This is a genomic window from Candidatus Nitrospira bockiana, from assembly GCF_965152565.1.
The window spans coordinates 3,540,534-3,557,215 of the sequence record NZ_OZ224215.1; the positions used below are offsets into that span (position 1 = coordinate 3,540,534).

At 62.6% G+C, this 16,682-nt stretch carries 18 protein-coding genes; 5 read left to right on the forward strand and 13 right to left on the reverse strand.

Annotated features, from left to right (window positions below; all coding sequences use genetic code 11):
* Positions 1-31: 31 nt before the first annotated feature.
* The 3 genes from ACWHYV_RS17305 to ACWHYV_RS17315 form a co-directional block, all read right to left on the reverse strand.
* Positions 32-1,741, reverse strand: coding sequence for a cytochrome ubiquinol oxidase subunit I (locus ACWHYV_RS17305; RefSeq protein ID WP_447977737.1), 1,710 nt, complete (start codon positions 1,739-1,741; stop codon positions 32-34).
* A 28-nt stretch (positions 1,742-1,769) separates the two neighbouring features.
* On the reverse strand, positions 1,770-2,351 hold the full coding sequence (locus tag ACWHYV_RS17310; RefSeq protein WP_447977738.1) for a c-type cytochrome: 582 nt from the start codon (positions 2,349-2,351) through the stop codon (positions 1,770-1,772).
* 172 nt (positions 2,352-2,523) lie between these two features.
* Positions 2,524-3,066, reverse strand: a complete 543-nt coding sequence (locus tag ACWHYV_RS17315) for a carboxypeptidase-like regulatory domain-containing protein (protein WP_447977739.1) — start codon at positions 3,064-3,066, stop codon at positions 2,524-2,526.
* A 199-nt stretch (positions 3,067-3,265) separates the two neighbouring features.
* Here ACWHYV_RS17315 and ACWHYV_RS17320 point away from each other — a divergent pair, with 199 nt between their 5' ends.
* Positions 3,266-4,450, forward strand: a complete 1,185-nt coding sequence (locus ACWHYV_RS17320) for an IS256 family transposase (RefSeq protein ID WP_447977236.1) — start codon at positions 3,266-3,268, stop codon at positions 4,448-4,450.
* A gap of 102 nt (positions 4,451-4,552) precedes the next feature.
* Here ACWHYV_RS17320 and ACWHYV_RS17325 read toward each other — a convergent pair whose 3' ends face one another.
* A complete protein-coding gene (locus ACWHYV_RS17325; RefSeq protein WP_447977740.1) occupies positions 4,553-4,942 on the reverse strand; it encodes a hypothetical protein in 390 nt (129 codons plus the stop codon).
* A 20-nt stretch (positions 4,943-4,962) separates the two neighbouring features.
* On the reverse strand, positions 4,963-5,979 hold the full coding sequence (gene hpnH / locus ACWHYV_RS17330) for an adenosyl-hopene transferase HpnH (RefSeq protein WP_447977741.1): 1,017 nt from the start codon (positions 5,977-5,979) through the stop codon (positions 4,963-4,965).
* Positions 5,980-6,092: 113 nt separating this feature from the next.
* Here hpnH and ACWHYV_RS17335 point away from each other — a divergent pair, with 113 nt between their 5' ends.
* Complete coding sequence (locus ACWHYV_RS17335) at positions 6,093-6,950, forward strand: SDR family oxidoreductase (protein WP_447977742.1); 858 nt, start codon at positions 6,093-6,095, stop codon at positions 6,948-6,950.
* Positions 6,951-7,032: 82 nt separating this feature from the next.
* A complete protein-coding gene (locus ACWHYV_RS17340) occupies positions 7,033-7,632 on the forward strand; it encodes a hypothetical protein (protein WP_447977743.1) in 600 nt (199 codons plus the stop codon).
* Here the strand turns inward: ACWHYV_RS17340 and ACWHYV_RS17345 are convergent.
* From ACWHYV_RS17345 to ACWHYV_RS17355, 3 genes are read right to left on the reverse strand one after another with little or no spacing between them, the layout of a single operon-like run.
* Complete coding sequence (locus ACWHYV_RS17345) at positions 7,627-8,334, reverse strand: FHA domain-containing protein (RefSeq protein WP_447977744.1); 708 nt, start codon at positions 8,332-8,334, stop codon at positions 7,627-7,629. The two genes, ACWHYV_RS17340 and ACWHYV_RS17345, sit on opposite strands and share 6 nt — an antisense overlap.
* Positions 8,335-8,345: 11 nt before the next feature.
* Entirely contained in the window at positions 8,346-9,170 is an 825-nt protein-coding gene (locus ACWHYV_RS17350) for a Stp1/IreP family PP2C-type Ser/Thr phosphatase (protein ID WP_447977745.1), read from the reverse strand.
* Positions 9,171-9,176: 6 nt separating this feature from the next.
* Positions 9,177-10,568, reverse strand: coding sequence for a serine/threonine-protein kinase (locus tag ACWHYV_RS17355; RefSeq protein ID WP_447977746.1), 1,392 nt, complete (start codon positions 10,566-10,568; stop codon positions 9,177-9,179).
* Positions 10,569-10,931: 363 nt separating this feature from the next.
* Here ACWHYV_RS17355 and ACWHYV_RS17360 point away from each other — a divergent pair, with 363 nt between their 5' ends.
* Entirely contained in the window at positions 10,932-11,207 is a 276-nt protein-coding gene (locus ACWHYV_RS17360; protein ID WP_447977747.1) for a hypothetical protein, read from the forward strand.
* A gap of 36 nt (positions 11,208-11,243) precedes the next feature.
* Here ACWHYV_RS17360 and ACWHYV_RS17365 read toward each other — a convergent pair whose 3' ends face one another.
* From ACWHYV_RS17365 to ACWHYV_RS17380, 4 genes are all read right to left on the reverse strand, one after another.
* Positions 11,244-13,415 carry a PAS domain-containing protein gene (locus ACWHYV_RS17365; RefSeq protein ID WP_447977748.1) on the reverse strand — a complete coding sequence of 724 codons (2,172 nt, stop codon included), beginning with the start codon at positions 13,413-13,415 and terminating at the stop codon, positions 11,244-11,246.
* Between the two features lie 259 nt (positions 13,416-13,674).
* The gene (locus tag ACWHYV_RS17370; RefSeq protein ID WP_447977749.1) at positions 13,675-14,079 is read right to left on the reverse strand and encodes a hypothetical protein; all 405 of its coding nucleotides are present in this window, start codon (positions 14,077-14,079) and stop codon (positions 13,675-13,677) included.
* A gap of 2 nt (positions 14,080-14,081) precedes the next feature.
* On the reverse strand, positions 14,082-14,261 hold the full coding sequence (locus ACWHYV_RS17375; RefSeq protein ID WP_447977750.1) for a hypothetical protein: 180 nt from the start codon (positions 14,259-14,261) through the stop codon (positions 14,082-14,084).
* Positions 14,262-14,463: 202 nt separating this feature from the next.
* Positions 14,464-14,679 (reverse strand): hypothetical protein, encoded by a 216-nt coding sequence (locus tag ACWHYV_RS17380; RefSeq protein WP_447977751.1) that lies wholly within the window; start codon positions 14,677-14,679, stop codon positions 14,464-14,466.
* A gap of 466 nt (positions 14,680-15,145) precedes the next feature.
* Here ACWHYV_RS17380 and ACWHYV_RS17385 point away from each other — a divergent pair, with 466 nt between their 5' ends.
* On the forward strand, positions 15,146-15,556 hold the full coding sequence (locus ACWHYV_RS17385; RefSeq protein ID WP_447977752.1) for a hypothetical protein: 411 nt from the start codon (positions 15,146-15,148) through the stop codon (positions 15,554-15,556).
* Between the two features lie 30 nt (positions 15,557-15,586).
* Here ACWHYV_RS17385 and ACWHYV_RS17390 read toward each other — a convergent pair whose 3' ends face one another.
* Entirely contained in the window at positions 15,587-16,618 is a 1,032-nt protein-coding gene (locus tag ACWHYV_RS17390; RefSeq protein WP_447977753.1) for a cytochrome d ubiquinol oxidase subunit II, read from the reverse strand.
* Between the last annotated feature and the right edge of the window lie 64 nt (positions 16,619-16,682).

A 16,682-nucleotide genomic window follows, 5' to 3' on the forward strand; every position in this document is an offset into this window, starting at 1 on the left:
ATAAGAGTAAGATCAAAGGATCATCGGACGATTATTTGGCGCCTGCGGGGACCGGCTTCGCCTCCGGGACCGGGCTCTTGGCTTCGGACACACGGAGCGTGACGATGATCGCAAAGCTGACGACCAGATAGAAGACCAACGTGATCCCAGTGACGTACCAAGCCGAGTAGGACAAGGTGGGCGTAAACGATTCGGCGGTGAAATCCGGGACTAAGTTATAGGTGTGGAAGTACTTCCGCAACAGCGACCGGATCGCCCCCATGAGCCCCATCGTCCAGATCATGCTGAAGGCCAGGAATACCAGCACGAACTGTGAGGCAAAATCGATTTTGCCCCACACGATCGTCCCTTGCCGGATGGCCCGGTTGTACAGGACATAGTTCACGACGGTCACGAATACCAGTGTAAAAGCCGCCGAATTCTTCGCCGGCATCAAGGCCAGGAAGCCCCAGTCGGACGGCAACTCCAAGTGCTCCGTCGCCAAGGCCTGTGTCGCGACGAACCCATGCGGCGTCATCCAGATGGCGTTCCCGACCACCACCATGAGAAAGCCGACCTTGATCACGGTCCGGGAGGACACGGTCAGCGGCACGAAGCGCCCGAGCACGACCGGGAGGAAAATCAAGGGGAGCAGCACCAGCAGGGATTTCGGATCGGGCGCCGGGAAGATCGTCCACGTGTAGGTCATCACGAACGGCAACGCAATCATGACCAGCACGGTCAGCAGCGACATGCGAACTCGTTCGACACCCTCGATGCGCTTCAGGCTGAGCCAGATATAATAATTGCTGGCCAGGAAGATCAGACCGACCATGGCGCCCTGCATCTCGAAGAACATCGAGAGCTGGTCCGCCATCATATACGGACAAATCGAGGCGTCGTAATCGCACAACTCGTACGCGTAGAGGTAACCCATGAACGGCAGGAAGAGCAGCGCGCCGACTCCGATCAGGTTACCTACGAAGCCCATCCAGTCGTAATACGCCCGATCCTCCTCCTTCTTCGCTCCCATGTACATGTAGGCGGCGATCAGGCCGGCGATGAACCCGCCGAACGTCACGTTGCCCACCAATCGGTGCAGGTTCATGGGGATCCAACTGTAGTTGTAGATCTTGTCCCACAGCGTGGCCGTCTGGATGAAGTCGACCAGCGACACGCCTTCACCGGATTTGGCCGGTGTGTTCATGAAGGAGGTCGGCCCGTCGATCACGAACAGGGTCACGGTCCCGATGATGTTCAGGAGCACGCCCAGGGCGATGTGCCGGCCCTTCTTTTCACCCTTCAGCGCATCCCATGAGTAGAAGTAGAGGTACAGGACGATCGTTTCGCCGATGAACAGAAGCGGGTAGATGACCGCAAAAATCAGAAAGAAGTGATTGATCAACCACGTCGTGAATTGCGGGTACGTCGCGAGGAGCACGAAGATGAACAACCCCCCGGTCAGCGCCGTCATACTGTAGAGGATGACCGTGACCTTCGTGACCTCCTTCGCCAGCCGGTCATAGCGAGAATCCTGCTTTCGATACCCCAGCCATTCGGAGATCACGATGAAGATTGGCGCGCCGAGGATAAAGCCGGCGAACAGGATATGAAGTTGCGCGACGATCCAAACACCCGTTCGATTCCCCGTGTACGGGAATTCGGCGGCGGGAGCGCTGGGGACTTGCGCATACGCCGCCGTCCCCAGCGCGGCCAACACACCACACATCACAAGGAGACTCACTCCCCATCGGTTCTTCATAATCCCGCCGTCTCCCAGGAGCTTGAGGTTACTTGCCTTCCCCACCGGCTGGAGCCGCAGCACTGCTCGCAGGCGCCCCAGCATCTGCCGCCGGCGCTGCACTCGCCGCGGCAGGGGCCGCGCTGCCGACCGCCACCCACTCCTTCTTGGAAGCATCCCACTCTTTACCTTTGAGCCCGAAGTTCCGCTCGAAGAGCACCAGCTTCCATCGGTCCTCGTCGGACAGCTTGCTCTTCCACGCCTTCATCTTGGTATTCGGCACTCCCTCGGAAATACGCCAGAACCAGACGGCGTCGGAGTACAGCTTCATGCGGTCGGCATTCCGAAAATCCCGAGCACCGGCCTTGACCGGCTTCCCGTCCTTTCCATGGCAGCTCGCACAATTCACATCCGGGTTCTTGGCACCGATGAAGATCTCGCGACCCTCTTCGGCCTTGGCCTCGTCGGCCCACCACCCTGCCGGCATATGCTTGTCGGCGTATTCAGCCGGTGGCGCCGGCGGCGCGACGATAGGCCCCTCCCCCCCTTCGCCGCCGCAACCCGCGAGCACCAGCCCAAGCCCTGCGACCCCCGAGAGCACCATCACCTGCATCCATGATGTGCGATTCATCTCAGACAACCCGCTCCTTTCTCTAAGGCCTCTCCAAGACTCCGGCCTCAACAAAAAGACGCTTTCGCTCAGGCCAGGCCTGGAGCAAAAGCGCCACCTGACGTTCATCGATTGCCTAGCTCTGACTGTGGTTCGATTCCCAGAAGCGATCCGAGGCCGGAACCCACTCCCGTTACTTGCGTTGACCCTTCCCTCGCTTTCCAGGCCGACGTCGTTTCCGAATTAGTTTCGTACCGGCAATCGCCGCAGCACCAGCAAGCCCCACACCAACACCATAGTAGACCCATCGCGACGGCCCGCGGCGCTGATCGCATCCGGAACCGAACGTGACGGCGACCTTGCGCTCCGTTTTCAGATCTTTTGGATCGAACTTCGCGGTGAGACGTTGTTCACGGTCACCAGCCGTCACGACGATCGGATCGCCCTGATTGTCGTTGTGCAGATGGAGCGAGATCGAATAGTATCCGTCGCTGTCGGTATACCCAATCTTTCCGTTGGAGGTCCGGGTGTCTTTCACCATGACTTCCACCCCGGAAATCGGCTGGCTATCGCTGCCGCACACGTACCCTTCCACCGTGAACCGATGATCGACCTCGTGCTCAGCAAAAACCATCTGTTCGGCCAACCCACCACACCCCAGGATGAGCACCGCCAGCCATCGAATTGTAGGAGAGGAGAGCCCACTTGAGCCGACCGCGCGCGTCACGTTCTTCACACGCGCCTCTGAACCCTCACGATCGCTCACAACCTGTATTCACGGGGCTTTAGGGCGCACCCTTCTAGCACAGATGTCATGCTTTGTCAACAAGACTGGTACGGCGGGTGATGTAACGTTGTGTGTGTAAAAGAAGAAGGGTGTAAGCTGGGTCGCTGTCCAGGCAAACCCATTCTCCAACAACGGAGGGCTTACACCCATGAGCACGCTAGCACCGTGGACCGAGCAGTTTCAACATTTCATGAGCGACGTCCGCGAGCAGTTCTGGGGCGATCTGCATCGCCACACCCGGGAGGTGTGGCAACGCAGCCTGGAGCGACTCTCGGTCGAGGCGCGGGATCGGTATCTGGGGGTGCGGGAGTATGAGCGGGACGCGAGCCGGCCGGATTATCGCAACGGCTTCTATGAACGAGAGGTCGTGACGGTGTTCGGGACGCTCCGCGTCCGCGTGGCCCGGACGCGGCGACAGGCGTTCCTGCCGCGGGGGCTCCAGCGCCTGCAGCGGCGTGCGCCGGAGGTGACCCTGCTCATCCGCGAAGCGTTCTTACGCGGGATCAGCACGCGGCCCGCGGGGCGCCTCATCGCGTTGCTCACGGAGGAGCCGGTCAGTGCCCAAACGGTCTCGCGCCTCAGTCGGGCGTTGGACCACGCCGTGGCCCAGTTTCATCAGGCGCCCCTGACCGACGACTGGCGCTATCTGTTTCTGGACGGGGTGAGCCTGCGCGTCCGACGCCCCAGCGGCCGCAAGCGCGTCCAGCTGTTAGTCGCCTACGGCATCCGGGCCGATGGGACCCGGCAGTTGCTGGCGTTTACCCGGAGCCGGGGCGAGAGCCAAGCAGCGTGGGAGGGCTTATTGCAGGATCTCTACCGGCGCGGCCTGGAGGGCCGGCACCTGCAACTCGTCGTGACGGATGGCTGTCCGGGGTTAGCGGCCGCCGTGCAGACCGTCTACCCCAGGGTCCCGCATCAGCGGTGTTGGGTGCATAAGCTGCGCAACGTACTCGGGCGTGTCCGGCGCCGGGATCATGCGGCCGTCAAGGCCGCCGTGCAGGCGATCTATCAGGCCCCCAATCGGCGGGAGGCGGAGGCCGCCGCCCGCACGTTCGCTCGGCACTGGCAGGCCGCGTATCCGACCGTGGTCGCGCGGGTGCTGGCGGATCTGCCCGAGTTGTTGGCGTTCTTCAGTTGTCCTCCGCGACTGCGGCGCAAGCTGCGCACCACCAATGCCATCGAACGCTGCTTCGTGGAAGTGCGTCGGCGGACGCGCCCGATGGTCTGCTTTGTCAATGTCCAGAGTGTGGAGCGGATTATTTACTCGATCTTCAACCGGTTTAATTTGCAGTGGCGTCAGCACACCCTTCAGGAATTTACACAAGCGGCTTGACATCACCGGTACGGCGGCGCGCGCGTCTCGTCTTAGGGAGAGACCTTAGAAATGACCGGCTCAGCGCGGCGTCGAGGCCCTCGGATGGCGCCGCCGACCGGATCAAAGATGCCCGCGTGCTCTCGCGTCGGCGGCCGCTTGTTCAGCCTCGGCCCGTCGTTGCGCGTCTTTCTTGGCCACCCACGCTTCCCAGGATTTCCCCGACGCGGTGTCCTTCCCGGTAAACGCAATGGCAGCGACCTCTGCATAAGGCACTCGTCGCATTCCCGCTTCGTGAACGGGGTAGAGCTCAAGGAACGGCTCGGCGGCTCCCGAGTCCCGGTTGAACACGAAGCCCTCGAGCTTGGCACCGGAGCGTAGCTCGAGGGTTACGTCCCCTCGATAATCAAACGCCTGCTCAATGGCTTCGGCGAGCTCTTGCGGCGAGGCCGGCCGAAACAGGCGCCCCTCGAGCGACTCGGAATCGGAGGGAAAGTGATGCGTGGTCGTCATCGAATGAGGGAAGAACGCAGCTAGCGGGAGTCAGGCAAGAGGGTCAGCTTCACGGTCCGGCCGAAACCCGACCAGGAGCCGAAGGTATCCGCGACCGCGGATGCCTCGTAACCACAGTGCACCATGCAGTCGGCGCATTTGTCGTTCCGGCCGGTGCCGTACCGCTCCCAGTTCGTCGACTCGAGCAGCTCCCGGAATGATTTGGCATAGCCCTCCTGCAGCAGATAACACGGCTTTTGCCACCCGAAGACATTGTAGGTCGGGTTGCCCCAGGGGGTACACTGATACTCGCGTTGACCCATTAAGAACTCGAGGAAGAGCGGCGATTGATTGAACCGCCACTCCCGCTTTCGGTCGCCAAGGATACGGCTGAAGAGCTGCCTGGTCTTGTCGCGCTTGAGAAAGTTCTTTTGATCGGGAGCCTTCTGATAACTGTACCCGGGTGAAACCATCATGCCTTCGACGCCCAACGCCATCATCTCATCGAAAAACGCCCGAACCCGCACGGGGTCGGCGTCGTCGAACAACGTGGTATTAGTCGTCACCCGGAAGCCGCGCTTCAACGCCTCCCGGATGGCCTTCACGGCGATGTCGTACACGCCGTCTCGGCAGACCGCATGGTCGTGGTCCTCGCGCAGTCCATCCATGTGCACGCTGAAGGTCAGATATTTCGAAGGCGCATAGTCGTCGAGCTTTCGCTCGAGGAGGATCGCGTTCGTGCAGAGGTACACGTACTTCTTCCGTTCGATCAGCCCGCAAACGATCTGCGGCATCTCCGGATGGATCAGCGGCTCGCCGCCTGGAATGCTGACCATGGGCGCGCCGCACTCGTCGGCGGCATCCCAGCATTGCTGCGGCGTCAGGCGTTTGTCCAGGATATGGTCCGGATACTGAATCTTGCCGCACCCCGCGCAGGCGAGATTGCAACGAAACAAGGGTTCCAGCATCAGGACGAGCGGGTACCGCTCCACCCCCTTGATGCGCTGGGTCAGCACGTACTTCGCGACGGTGTACATCTGCGAGATCGGAACGGCCATGGGGTCCTTTCAGATCAAAAATGAAGCGAAAAAGTACTATAAAGCCCTCAATTTTTCAAGTAAATTGTCGAGCGCTGCACCGAGTGTCCGGCCAGCCAATCAGGTGAGTGCTCATGACTGACAGCACGCCGCTCGTCTGGATCACCGGGGCAGGCGGCCTCATCGCCGACGCGCTGCTCCGAGCGGCCTTACGCCGAGATGATCCGTGGCGCGTGGTCGGGTCAAGGCATGCCACGCTCGACGTAACGGACCGGTCGGCAGTGGTGGAGATGTTCGAACGACTGCAGCCCTCAATGGTGATCCATTGTGCCGCGATGACGCGGATTGCGGCATGTGAACGAGATCCGGCGGAAGCCCATCGTGTCAACGTCGAGGCGACCGCGCACTTGGCCGACTTGGCCCGAGACATCCCGTTCGTCGTCTTCTCGACGGATCTCGTGTTCGATGGAGAAAGGGGATGGTACGACGAGGATGCCGAGGTCCGCCCGCACACGGTCTACGCAAAGACCAAGGTCGAGGCCGAACGCATCGTCCTCGCCAATCCCCGGCACACGGTCATCCGCACGTCCTTGAATGCCGGCCGGTCGGCGAACGGCAACCGCGCGTTCAACGAAGAGATGTATCGAGCTTGGCAAGCAGGGCATACCCTGCATCTGTTCACCGACGAATTTCGCTGCCCGATCCCCGCCTCCGTGACGGCCCAGGCCGTCTGGGAATTGGTCGCCCGCGGCAAGCCCGGGCTCTATCACCTTGCAGGGGCCGAACGACTTTCCCGATGGGACATCGGCGAATGCCTTGCCCGATACTGGCCGGACGTGACGGCACGACGGAAGCCCGCCTCACGGCTGGATCTCCCCGGCCCACCGCGTCCCCGGGACACCTCGCTCGACTGCGGCAAGCTCCAGCGGCTCCTCAGCTTCCGCCTTCCTGCATTTTCCGCCTGGCTCTTGTCTCACCCGAACGAGCTGTGATGGTAGATCAACCGGAGTCGATTTTTCTCCCCTTTTGACATATCCTTGTGAACACCGATCGCCGCCGCATCAAGGAGAAGAGGTGGGTCTCTCACCGCGAGCCAAGGCCTCGCTGATCGTCATCGCGCTGAGCGCGCTCGTCCTCGGTCTCCTCTGGGCGGCCGTCTTCGTCAGCCTCCGATCCCAGGATCAAGCTGTCGACGTCGCCACGATTCAAGCTCCGGTGCCGCCCTCGACTTCTCTCGTCCTTCCCCCGAGCGGCTCACCGCCGCCTGAGGTCGCGCCTTCACCGGCTTCGCCTACACCGCAGCCCCGCGAGGCACCGGCCCTTCCTCCCATGCTGACCGGAGAGGGTCCCGACACAGCGCTGGCCATGGGACCCCGCTGCCGCGCCGAGCTCGAGAAGATGTGTGAAGGGATCCAGCCGGGAGGGGGACGACGACGCAAGTGCTTCGAAGATCACCTCGGAAAGCTGTCACCGGGGTGTCAGGAGCAGATTCAGCAGCGAACGGCCCGTCTGAGCCACGCGCTCCAGCAGGTGAAGCTCCAGTGTGAGGGAGACATCAAGCAGTATTGCCGAGTCGTCCAAGGGTCAGGCGGCGGCCGCCTCGTCCAGTGCCTGAAGGAGCACTATAAGCACGTGAGCGACCGCTGTTATCAGGCGCTGGTCGACTTGCTATGACTCCTTGAGGCAGAAGTACAGCTTGACGCCCGCGACTTCGATCAGATCACCATCGTTCAAATCGGATTGGCCGCGGACCGGTCGGTCGTTGACCTGGACCTTCCTCCCCTCTTCGGACGCCGTAATGTAGTAGCCCTCGCCTCGGCGCCCGATCATGGCGGCGACCTTCGGTGCAAACCACCCCCTGAGCTTCACCGCGGCATTGTCCTGAGCCCCGATGATCGTGAGCTTGCTGTTCAGGTGGTATTCCTTGCGGTCCGTTTTTCCGCCCACGACCTGGAGCACGGCGATCCGACACGTCTCATTTCCCATCTCGCCCCGCCTTTGCCCTTTCAAGATCACCGTCTTGTCGGGATCGACGCTGTCCGGGGAGCCGTGGCGCAGTGCCTGGGCGTTGTGTTCTCGGAAGAGCAATCGGTGCTTGCCGATCGAGACGACGTCGCGGTCCTTCAGTTGCTGGCGATCGATCCGCGTCTCATTGATGAACGTCCCGTTCGTGCTCTTGAGATCCTCCAGAAAAAACACCGACTGGATCTTCACGACACGGGCATGCTGACCGGAGACGGCCGCGTCGTCGAGGACGAGCGTATTTCCGGGTTTTCGTCCGATGGTGACTTCCTCGCCTTCCAGCTCGAGCTCCGTCACGATCGACTCGTTGTAGGTGACGATGATCTTCGGTCGCTGCACCGCCGCTTCCCCCATGATTCCTCCTCTCACCGCTGTTCCGGCAAGACATGGTTCCGCAACCGCCGCCAGAAACTCGGCCGCTCCCCTTCCTCCACGGTCACGAGCACCACCGTCGTATTGTCTTCGCCGCCTGCGAGATTGGCCATCCCGATCAGTCGCTCGGCGGCGGCATGGAGGTCTTGCTCCCGCTGGATCACCCGGACGATATCCCGCGGGTTGACCCCACGTGTGAGGCCGTCCGAGCAGAGCAACAGGATGTCGCCGTTCACGACCGGCACTTCACCAAGTTCCACGTCCACTGCCCGCTCTATACCGAGCGCACGCGTGACGACATTTCGATGCGGGGCATGCTCAGCCTGCTCTTCGGTCAGGAGGCCTTGACGGACCTGCTCCATGATCAGGGAGTGGTCCGTCGTGAGTAGCTGGATCCGGTTGTCGCGAACGAGGTAGAGCCGGCTGTCCCCGACATGCGCCAGCGAGACGACCTGCCCGGCAATCCACGCCGCAACGACCGTGGTCCCCATGCCGGCATACCGCGGCTCGTGCGATTCAGCGTGCACCGTACGGTTGGCCAGGCGGATGGCGCTGGCCAGGCGATTCGTCTGAGGCAGGACCGTCTCATCGTAGTCCCCTACGAGCGGAAGGGCCGGGTCCTGAGCGGCCGTCATGACATGCTTCTGGATCATCTCGACGGCCAGGGTGCTGGCGACCTCGCCGGCATTTCCGCCGCCCATACCGTCGCACACGATGAAGAGCCCGAGTCCCGAATCGGCGTAGAAACGGTCCTCGTTCTGCGACCGCTTCAAGCCCACATCGGAAACGGCGGCATGGCGAATCTCCACGCGCTCCATCCCTCGTTAGACGGCAACCATCTGTAATGATTCGCGCAGGGCATGAGCCAGGTCGCGGGCGTATCGATATCGTCGTTCCAGCTCCTTCTCAAGGGCGCGATCGATGATGGCCTCCAACGCCGTCGGCAGGTCGGGGCGTTTGGCGCGGAGGCGCGGAGGCGGCTCATGGGCGATCTTGAAGAGCAACGAGGAGAGGTTCTCGGCCTCGAACGGCTTTTCACTCGTCAACAACTCGAACAGGACGACACCGAGCGAAAAGACGTCGGAGCGCCCGTCCACCTGCTCACCGGCGACCTGCTCGGGGGACATGTAGCTGGGTGTTCCAAGAATCGCCGTCGTCTGGCTTTTCGACGCGCTCATCATCCGGGCGACTCCGAAATCCATCACCTTGACCTTGTGGTCCTTCGTGACCATGATATTGGACGGTTTGATGTCCCGATGCACAACCCCGTGCTCGTGGGCGTAGTCCAGCGCGTCAGCGACCGTGGCGGCGAGCTCAACCGCCCGCTTCGGCGCTAGGAGCTGCCCCCTCCGGCACCAGGCGCTCAGCGTCGTACCTTCGAGGAATTCCATGGCGATGTAGCCGAGCTCCCCTTCTTCCCCGGCGTCGAAGATCGTGATGATGTTCGGGTGGGTCAGCCGGCCGGTCGACTCAGCCTCCCGGAAGAATCGATCGCGCACCTCTTTGAGATGCTCCGGGTCTTCCAAATCGAGCCGCATGGTCTTGATGGCGACACAGCGGTGGATCTTGGGGTCCTGACCCAGATAGACGATCCCCATGGATCCCCGGCCGAGCTCTCGGATGATGTGATAGCGGCCCAGCCTACGCGTGACGTCTGCCGGTTTCAGGATGAGCGTCCGCTCGCGCCCGTCGCTTAGACATACGGCCTCCGTGCCGCCCTGCTTCACACTCGGAGATGAGGCGGCCATCGCCGCCCGGGCGTTCACCCACCGCCGGACGCTGTCCCTGAGCAGCGCGACATGGCCGACCCACGTGAGCGTGAACCAGGCGGCGGCACTCATACTGGCCGCGATGAACAGCCATGGATAGGCCATCCGCCCGAGGTCTCCCAAGAGCGGCAGGAGATGCGGCACGAGCGTCTTGTGCGCGAGAAACACCATGAGCACGGCGCTGAACGGACGGACGATGTGCCGCAGGAAGCTCAGAGCGGGCTCATCGTCGGCCGTCCCGAGAAGCGAGAGGCGAGTGGCCATCCGCCAGAGCAGGTAGAGGGCGAGCCCGTTGCCCGTGATGCGCGCGGCGACGGCGGCGGTGACGGCCAGGTGCCCAAGCGTGGTCGACCGAAACAGTGGGAGCTGACTGAGAAAGGCAGCCGCGAGAGGGGCGAGGAGCATCGCAACTGCATATTGTCCAAGCCATCCCCAGGTCCTGACCATATTCCTCCTGCCCGGTCGTCCCGTCAAAGTCTATCCAAACATCTTGTCTTGTCAAAGACTTGCAATCTGAGATTCCGCACGAAATGGACCACGGGGACCTGAACGGCTGCCCGATCGACCCTGCCCTTGGGGGCTTTGATAACGCCTCGTGATCCCAGCGGAATCAGGAGGGGTTCACCGGCATCCTCGCCCCCGGCACAGGGGGCGGCGATTGGAGCGGTTCGGACCGTTCGCTGCGACCACTGTTGACTCGCGCACCCCGTTTTCCTCCGAGTCGACGCAGCGGATCACCAGGCGGTCGGACAGACAAGGCCGAAATGGCCCGCGTACCATAGGGATCAGCCATAGCGAAGGAGGTGTGCGATGGATCTGCTCAGACAAGGCTTGCTGGTCGGCTGCGCCGGACTCGCGCTTCTCATCGGAGGCGGGTCGGCTGCCGCGCAAACCGGTTCAGGAGGAACGGGCACAGGAGGCGGGTCGCCGGGGAAAGGCGGAACTCAGCAGAGCCAGGAAATGATGCATCAAGAGCGCATGAAGGAGCAGCAGCAGGGAAGCCAATCGCCACAAGGGCAGAGCTCGAGCACGCAGGAAGAAGAAAAGATGGGAAAGAAAGAGATGGGAAAGAAAGGGAAGAAGTAGCCGGTGCAGCAAGGGGCGCTCGCGGCCCCTTGCTCGTCAGCCGATGCCCCGTGGTTTCGTCCGCTCTGGCCGTCTGATCGGAATCGTGAAAGAGAAACGGCTCCCCAATCCAACCCGGCTTTCAACCCAGATCCGCCCGCCATGCAGCTCGGCCAGGCTCTTGCTGATGGCTAGGCCCAGTCCTGCACCGCGTTGATCCGGTCTCACGGACTCACCCCGATAAAACCCCTCGAAGACCCTCGGAAGTTCGCACTCAGGGATACCGCAACCGGTATCCTCGACGCAGAATCGCACCCAGCCGCCCTCCGGTTCCATTCGCACCAAGACCCGTCCCCCGGCGGGCGTGAACTTGATCGCGTTCTGGAGCAAATTGGTGAGGACCTGGTTCAACTTGTCCCGATCGACCTCGACGAGCAACGGCGTCCGAGCGTACTCCGCCAGCAACGTCAATCCCTTCGCCCTGGTCATCGGCTCGAAGACCTCAAGGACATCGGCCAAAAATTCGGGGAGTTGGACGAGCGTCAGGTTCAATTCCACTCGGCCGGCCTCGATGCGCGACAGATCGAGGAGATCGTTGATCAGACGGGTCAGCCGGTCGATATTGCATTGCACGCGGCTCAAGTAATACCCCTGGCGCTCCGTCAGTTGCCCGGTCAGTCCGTCAAGCATGTTCTCGATATACCCCTTGATCGACGTCATCGGCGTCCTCAATTCATGTGAGACGACCGAGACGAACGACGACTTTTGCCGGTTCAACTCTTGCAGCTTTTGGTTGGCCGCCTGCAGAGCCTGCGTGCGCTCCTCCACCCGGCGCTCCAGCGTGCGTGTCATCTGCTCCAACTCTTGGTAGGTCCGGGCATGGTCGACCGCGACGCTGATTTGTCCTGCGATCGTCTGGAGCAGATTCAGGTCGTCGGGCGAACAGTGATCCTTGCCGTTCCCGACGGCGATAAACCCTAGCACCTGGTGAGTCGTTTTCAACGGCAGACAGGTGCACTCGGCGACGCCGGCCGCACGCAACAGCGCCAGTACGGGGAGCTGTTTCTTCGGCACCGCCTGGCAATCACTGATCGTCAACGGCCGCCCATGAATCAACAGCTCGGCCTGAAGACTTCCGTCGTCCTTCACCGGCACTTCCAGACACTCCGCCGCCCGGGCGAGAGCCAGGGGCACCCCCGTCATGCGTGCGGCATGCGCCACACCACGGCGGGCATCGTACAGCATGAGCAGGATACGGAACGACCCCAGGTGCTCCGAAAGCACTGCGAGAATCGTCGACAGGAGACGATCCATGTCGAGGGTGGACGTGATCGCTTGGACCACCTGGTTCAAGGCCGAGAGCTGCCGGACCTGTTTGGAGATCGTCCGGACGTTCTCGCTCAACGCCCGCTCGCGCTCCTTTCGTTCGGTGATGTCCTCGGCGATGCCCGCAATCCGGTAGACTTCACCGGCGGCATCCCGGATCGGAAAGGCCCGGTCCTGGATCCAGCGGATCGTCCCCTCCGGGCGAACGATACGATACTCCTCGTTGTATTCCCCGATTCGTTGCTTGGCATGGGCGGCGTGGAAAACCCGTTCATGATCCTCCGGATGAATCGACTCGAGCCAGGAGCCCGGGGATCGGTACAAGCTCTCACAGGAACGGCCCCAAATCTGCTCGTACCCGGGGCTGACGTACAGGATGTGTTCTTTTTCGGGATCGCTCATCCAAAACACCTCCCGGATGTTCTCCACCACCTGCCGGAAGCGAGCCTCGCTGTCGCGCAGCGCCCATTCGGCACGCTTCCGTTCGGTGATATCTTGACACGTGCCGATCATCCGGATGGGCCGTCCATCCCGATCCCGTTCGACTCTCGCCCACTGGTGGCAAAGCCGCTCGACGCCGTCCCGCCGCGTGATACGGTGCTCGATTTCATAGGGGCCACCCCCGCGCAAGGCAAAGGCGACCGCCTGCACGATGGCGCTGCGGTCGTCTGGATGGACATGCTCAAAAAACAGCTCGTTGGTGACGCGGACTTCCCCGGGCTCGTACCCGAAGATCCGGAACGATTCGTCGGACCACCTCAACTCGTTTCGGTTCAAGTCCTCCAGGTCGGACAGGTCGAGCTCCCAACTGCCGAGATGGGCCATGCGCTGCGACTCGGCCAGGAGGGCTTCACTGTCCCGAAGCGCGTCTTCCGCGGACTTCTGATGCCTGTCCGTCGTCATTTCACTCCTTGCCAGACGACTGAAAACAGTGAGGCCTTCTCGAGTGGGCCCGAGAAGGCCTCGTCTGACATACCACGGATCCGACCCGAGACTTCGACGGCTGCACCGCGGCCTCCTCTGGGACGCATGAACAATGCGCCGAGGCTCAACGGTTGTCAAGGACAGGCGGCAAATCGGCCCATTGCCGGGCTCACCGGCGGCATGGACGGCGGGAAGGCCGACGATCAGATCCGTCCGTGACCCGTCGCGGCGTGAGCCGTTACCGCGCGCCGACCCGCGGCAGTTTGTTCCGTAATTGCTCGAGGATGGGTCCGCTGGGCTCCCAGCGAAACGTGCCAAGACGCTGAGCGCGGTAGAGATCCTGCCACTCGCTCCCCTCCATGGAAAGGCTCTCCCGGGTCGCGAGCGACTGCTCTTCCTGCATCCGCTGTGGATCGCGACGGCCGTCCGGCCCGAGATGGACGACAGGGAACCGCGCAATCGCGCGAACGACGGACCGGTCAGGATTGAGCCCGAAGCCCACTTCTGCAAGCCGCACCGCGCGGTCGGCACACCCTGCGAGCTCACCCCTTCCCGTCAGCAGCTCTTCATAGCGCCGGAGCGGTAGTCGATGAACGCGATCACACTCATCGACGAGGTACACCCGAAAAATCTCCTTCTTCATGGTCACCCTGCCACGGCAACGGCTGCGGCTTCGTCCACGATGTTCCGCCCCTGGGTCGTGCCGATGATCCCGTCGTAGACCGCTTGAGCCCGTTCCGACCACTGCGGGTTTCGAGGGAGACCGCGAAACGCGGCTTCCGCGGCTTTCAGCTCATCGTGCGTGAGGGAGGGAGAGGCGGTCATGGGTCCTCCTGGGTGGAGTGTGTAAGACGACTGCTTGCTCTCATCCTACCCCAGAGCCTACAGACCGTAAATTCGGGCTTCACCCTAGTACGCCGCCCGTAGGGCTCCTGCCCTTGGTGCAGCGGAGCACCATGGCCGGACGGTGGGAGGCGGCCACGGCTTCCGGTCGAGGGTGCTGCTTGCGGTACCCGGTGATCACCGGCTAGCGAATGCCGGGACCGGGGGCCAGATTCCCCGTCGCCGGGACCGGAGGAACCGGCGGGACCGGCTGATAGACGGGACCGACCTGGCGCTCGTTCAACGTCGGAGGGCGGTTCATGTCGCTCTGATATCGACCCGTTTGCCCCGCACATCCGAGGGCGAGCACGCCAAGGGCCATGAACGCAGCCCGAGCCGTCGATCTGCTGTACCAGTGCATGTTTACTCCTCTGCGATTATCGTCTCCCAGCCGGGCAGCCACGTGGAATCGGCCGGGACCGGACCGCGCGTCAGATGTCTGCGCAGTGGCCGTCAGACCAGCATGACGCTTCGGCATCCCCCCGGCTTCCGGTCCTCGCTGATCGTGAAGTCCCTGCTGGGCCGATAGAGACGTCGCGCTGCCGGAGTTAGAATCGGCCGGAGAGGACAGAGGAACCGGAGAGATGCCCAAAGAGGACGGACAGCCGACCGGCGCTCCGCACGTGTGCCTGGACCTGACGTGGGAGCAGGCGCAACTCCTTTGAGAATGCCTCTTCACCCTTGCTGAGCAGGACAGCGGCCGGCGCCTGAAGATCCTGGCATTGCATGAAGAAGTCCTCGGCGCCTTGCATCGGACGAGGGAGGCTCCCGCGTAGCATCACAATTCCGAGGGCCGGCGTGAGCACCCGACCAGAACAAGGAACGCGATGAGAACACGAACCATCGACCAGGTGGCGGATGCGCCGCGGGCCCCTCTTTACAAAACGACCCTCGTCATTTGGACCGAGTTCGACCCGGCCCCTCACGACGATCAGCAATTGCTCGCCCTGGTCGCCGTCGGCGGCGCACGACGCAGCGTTCGGCGTAGGGACCATGTCCCGCACCCGGCGAAGGATCCGGAGTGGCGGGAATCGAGGGACCGTTCGGAGTGGAACGAGCTACAGCCGACCGAGGCGTGGGTGTTCCAGACCCCTTCCGAACGCAACAACTTTCTCGTTCGGCGGTTCCCCCATCGAGAAGCGACGGAGACCTCCGGGGTCTATCGAGTCCGAGGTGGCTATGTGGTGACCGGGCTGTTGAGCGCGATCTATGTGCGGGAAGCGGAAGGAAGCGATTGACGCCCCCACGGCGCACCCCGGACGTCACGATCAGTGCGGGCGACTGAGGAGCACGTCGGTCCGAATATAGCGCCACACCAGATACCCCACGGCGAAGAGGATGACCGGACCCAGGAGGAGCGCAGCCATCAGGACCCGTAAGCTGCCCTTTGGCACCGCGGCATCATAGATGGTGAGATGGGGCACGACGAGATAGGGGTACTGAGCCAGGCCCCAGGCGAGAAACATCATGGCAAAATGACCCAACACGAAGACCTTCGTCAGGCTTTCCCACCCCTTCCACGCGCATACCACCACGATCAAGGCGAGCCCGATCATCACCAACGCGAGGACCGGCCACCACCACGACCCGCTGAGGGTCTGCCACACGAGCGGGGTCTGCGTCGGCAAGAGGACCATGATCGCGAGGCTGGCGGCGTACGCAAGGAGCGCGGCCAGCAAGACGGTGCCTCGGAGCGTCTCGCGTACAGGTTCTCTCGCCTCCGTCCACAGCGTCACGGCCGAGAGCAACATGAGCCAGCCGGCCATCAAAAGACCGGCCGCCGCAGGCAACGGCGCGAGCCAGGGACGGATGAAGCGGCCGACGTAGCCCTCCCCGGCGGCGGTAAAGCCGGCGGCCGTGGTACCCAGCATGGCTCCCAACAAGAACGCCATCAGCAGGTTGGACACGATGAAGAGCACACTCCATACGAGCCGGGGGCTTTGGCCGTACCGCACCGTACCGACGGCACGAAGCAGCACGGCGAGTCCGAAGACGGCGATCGGAACATGGAGTGATCTCAGGATCTCGACGAACGCCAAGGGGAAGGCGCAGAGCAGGACCGCCGCCACGAACAGCAGCCAGACCTGCTTCGCGGCCCAGAGCCCCGTTCCGCGCTGCAGGATCAGTCTCCGGATCTCGTGACGATGGACGCCGAATACAAGGGCATAGGTGAGCCCCATGCCCATATCCGCGCCCGCGCTCACGACGTACCGCGCGAGGGCGACGAACAGCGCCGCGGCCAGCAAGAACTCCAACGACGGCATGGCTGCATTGTCGTCGGAAATATGCGCATCGGCCATCAGCGCCACGCGCAGAAGGACGGCTTCTCGCGCCTACGAAGACCGCCTGTCTTGCACGGCCCCT